Origin of the sequence: uncultured Sphingomonas sp. (genome assembly GCF_946477935.1) — a bacterium.
In the GTDB taxonomy this organism is placed as follows: Bacteria; Pseudomonadota; Alphaproteobacteria; order Sphingomonadales; family Sphingomonadaceae; genus Sphingomonas.
The window spans coordinates 1-3,631 of record NZ_CAMLAC010000299.1 but is presented as its reverse complement, the minus strand read 5'-3'; the positions used below and the strand labels follow the sequence as shown (position 1 = coordinate 3,631).

Below are 3,631 nucleotides of genomic sequence, written 5' to 3'. Positions count from 1 at the left end.
GACCGGGGGAATCGGGGGTGGGGTTTGTGCTTCGACTTCGCTTGAGCCGAACGGGTCTGGGAGATTGGCGTTCTTTGCTAACAGGTGGAGCGCCTGGCCGGCGGCGGTGGGGCCGCCCTGTTCGCAGAGTGCCGAAAGGGTGCGGAGCAGCGGGACGGGGAGCGTGGAGGCTTTGTCCAAACGCGCATCCTCGCGGCCGTCGGCGGGAAGGACGGCGAGCGCGATGCGATGATCGCGCGCGACGCGCTCCATCTGCGACAGGCCGTAGCTCCAATAGGCAGGGCCACCGATCAGGCGGATCAGGATCGCCTTTGCATGGATGGCGGTGCGCTCGACATAGGTGTCGACCGAGAGCGGGTGCGCGAGCCGCTCCAGATTGGCGAGGCGCAGTGACGGGAGCCCCGGCGCCTGCCAGCCGGCGGCGAAGGCACCCAGGTCGCTGTCGGAGAAGGAGAGCACCAGCAGGTCGCCGGGGCTTTGCCCCAGATCCTGCGGGACGGCGCCCTCCTCCAGCCCGTGGCTCTCGCGAAAGACGAGATGCATGCGTGTCAGCCCGCCAGCGCGGTCCTGATCACGGGGGCGTCGATATGGTCATGCTCGGCAATGACGACGAGGCGGGTGGCACGGGGCTCGCCCTCACGCCAGGGGCGGTCATACTGGGTGCGGACGCGGCCGCCGACCGCCTGGACGAGCAGGCGCATCGGCTTGCCCGCCACCGCGGCATAGCCCTTCACGCGCAGGATGTCGTGCGAGGCGGCCAGCGCCTCGATCCGGGCGGTCAGCGCGTCGGGCGTGGCGATTTCGGGCAGATCGAGGACGATGCTGTCGAAATCCTCATGCTCGTGATCGTCGGCGCCGTCATGATGCGAGGGGCGGGCGGCGATGTCGTCCTCGGCGGCGGCGCCGAGGCCCAGCACGACCCGCGGATCGATGATGCCGTCGGTCAGCTCCACGACGGGGAGCGGGCGGGGCGCCTGTGCGGCGATCACCGCGCGGGCGGCGGCGAGGCCGTCCGGGCCGGCCAGATCGGCCTTGGTGAGCAGCACGAGGTCGGCGCAGGCGAGCTGGTCCTCGAACACCTCGGCGAGCGGGGTTTCGTGGTCGAGGCTGGGGTCGGCGGCGCGCTGCGCATCGACCGCGGCGAGATCGGCGGCGAAGCGACCGGCCGCGACCGCCTCCGCATCCGCCAGCGCGATGACGCCGTCGACGGTGATGCGCGAGCGGATCGCAAGCCAGTCGAACGCCTTCAGCAGCGGCTTGGGGAGCGCGAGGCCGGAGGTTTCGATCAGGATGTGATCGGGGCGCGGATCGAGCGCGAGCAAGGCTTCGACGGTCGGCACGAAATCGTCGGCGACAGTGCAGCAGATGCAGCCATTCGCCAGCTCGACGATGTTTTCGGCCGGGCAATCGGGGATCGCGCAGCCCTTCAATATGTCGCCATCCACACCCAGCGTGCCGAATTCGTTGACCACGACCGCCAGGCGGCGGCCGTTCGCGGCGCGGATCAGGTGGCTGATCAGTGTCGTTTTGCCGGCACCGAGGAAGCCGGTGACGATGGTGACGGGGATCTTGGCTATTGTTTGAAAACGTGCCGGAGGCACGTTTTGCGGCGCCGGCCCGCTCCCCCTCCCGGCCACCCACACCGTATCCTGATGGGTGGCCGGGAGGGGGAGCGGGCCGGCACCGCTTCGAACCTCGCTCTTTTGCGAGTGTTCGAACGAATTCTCAGAAAGATCCGACATGTGCATTCTCCGCCCCGCGCGCGCGTCAACGACCAAGCGGACGGGGGCTGCCTGACGGCGGGCGCGCGGGCTCCGGGCGGACGCGGGGCAGGCGTCCGAAGCCACGCACCGTTTGCGACCCCGGCCGCATCCAGTGTCGTCGCTCAGACGGAGAACCGTGCCTTGGCCATCCCCTGGACCCGGGCAAGAGCGACACCGCGCCGGCAGGTCTCCTGGCTTGCGGGTCGTCGCGATCGCGGCACGGCCTTCCCGGATCGAGATCCAGTGGCTGCCCCGGTCAGGGGGCGTGTGCCGCGCGCTCTCCGCTTACAGTTGCAGGGACAGCCGTGGATTTGCACCACATTCCCATTCAAGCCCTTGTCGGGCACCGGCGCGCGTCGGGGCGGATGATCCGCCCCGTGTGCGGCTTTAGCGGGCGGGCGCGGGGCCGACAACAGGCGTATCGTCGATGCGCTTCCACCGGTAGATCGCGAAGCTGACCAGCCAGCAGGCGACGAACAAGCCGACGATCGCAAAGCCGAGGCCGTTGAAACTGCCGCCGAGATCGGTGGCGACCGTCCAGATGCCGCCGCGAAGGTCGAGCTTGTCGGCGATCAGCGCCAGCGTCTCGATCCCGCCGATCGCGATGGCGACGATCGCGGAGACCAGCGTGATGGTGATGTTGTAGTAGAGCTTCCTGATCGGCTTCACAAAGGCCCAGCGATAGGCGCCGAGCATCACCACGCCGTCCGCCGTATCGACCAGTGCCATGCCCGCGGCAAACAGCGCGGGGAGGACGAGGATGGTGGCGATGCTCATGCCTTCGGCGGCCTGCGCGGCGGAGAGGCCGAGGATCGCAACCTCGGTCGCGGTGTCGAAGCCCAGACCGAACAACAGGCCGAGCGGGGCCATGTGCCAGCTTTTCGTCACCAGCCGGAACATCGGCCGGAACAGGCGGGACAAAGGGCCACGTGATGTGGTGAGCATGTCCAGATCCGCCTCCTGGTACGTGCCGCCGGCGCGGACCTGGCGGAAGCTGGCCCAGACCGAGCGCAGGATCATGAGGTTCATCGCGGCGATGGCGAACAGGAAGGCGGCGGAGATGCCGGTGGCGACGACGCCGCCGACCTGTCCGAACGCCTCGAACCGGGCAAGCGCGTTCGCGGTGAGCGCGACCGCGACGGCGGCGACCAGCACGATCGCGGAATGGCCGAGCGCGAACCAGAAGCCGACCGCGATCGGGCGCTGGCCGTCCTGCATCAGCTTGCGCGTGACGTTGTCGATCGCGGCGATATGGTCGGCATCGACCGCGTGGCGCAGGCCCAGCCCCCAGGCGAGCGCGGCGGTGCCGAGCAGCAGCGCATCGTTGCGGGCAAGCGCGAAGCCCCAGGCCCAGCAGGCGAGATTGGCGAGGATCAGGAACGCGAACAGCGCGGCGATGCGGCGCTTCAGGGGGGTATCGGATCGGGTCATGCGGCAGTCCGGCGGGCGTCCGACATGACGGGGGCCTGCCGCCGGGACGAACCGGCGGCCGGCGCCGCAGGGCCGGCCGGACGCCATGAGCGGCCGGACACGCGTCGCCGTGGCGGCCCCCGCCGCCTGGGTGCGCGTCGCTCAACGGACCAGCCGTGCCGCGGCCATCCCCTGGACCGGCGGACAAGAGCGACCTGACGCCGGCAGGTCTCCTGGCTCGCGGGTCATAGCCACGGTGCCGTACCTTCCCAGATCGACGGTCGACCCGTTCGATCCAGTGGCTGTGCCCTTGTCACAGGGCACGTCCGGCACCGCGCTCGCCGCTTACAGTTGCAGGGACAGCCGCGGATTGGGGCGGCCCGGGGGCCGCCTGTCACCGTGTTCCCTTTTAAGCTCCTTGTCGGAGCACCCGCGCGATCGGGGATTGGGGTAGGCGG

2 protein-coding genes, 1 pseudogene and 2 riboswitches are annotated in these 3,631 nt (G+C 69.7%); all 3 genes and pseudogenes read right to left on the bottom strand.

What is annotated here, in order from left to right:
• Positions 1 to 543, bottom strand: a pseudogene (gene cobN / locus Q0U08_RS18785) (cobaltochelatase subunit CobN); the annotation flags it as partial.
• A gap of 5 nt (positions 544 to 548) precedes the next feature.
• Positions 549 to 1,601, bottom strand: coding sequence for a cobalamin biosynthesis protein CobW (gene cobW, locus Q0U08_RS18780; protein ID WP_298093256.1), 1,053 nt, complete (start codon positions 1,599 to 1,601; stop codon positions 549 to 551).
• Positions 1,602 to 1,926: 325 nt separating this feature from the next.
• Positions 1,927 to 2,129, bottom strand: a riboswitch (cobalamin riboswitch).
• A gap of 21 nt (positions 2,130 to 2,150) precedes the next feature.
• Positions 2,151 to 3,194, bottom strand: coding sequence for a HoxN/HupN/NixA family nickel/cobalt transporter (locus tag Q0U08_RS18775; RefSeq protein ID WP_298093254.1), 1,044 nt, complete (start codon positions 3,192 to 3,194; stop codon positions 2,151 to 2,153).
• A gap of 184 nt (positions 3,195 to 3,378) precedes the next feature.
• Positions 3,379 to 3,622: riboswitch (cobalamin riboswitch) on the bottom strand.
• Between the last annotated feature and the right edge of the window lie 9 nt (positions 3,623 to 3,631).

Excerpts from the sequence above, each read along its gene's own strand:
- Q0U08_RS18775 (WP_298093254.1), bottom strand. The coding sequence starts at position 3,194 with ATGACCCGATCCGATACCCCCCTGAAGCGCCGCATCGCCGCGCTGTTC.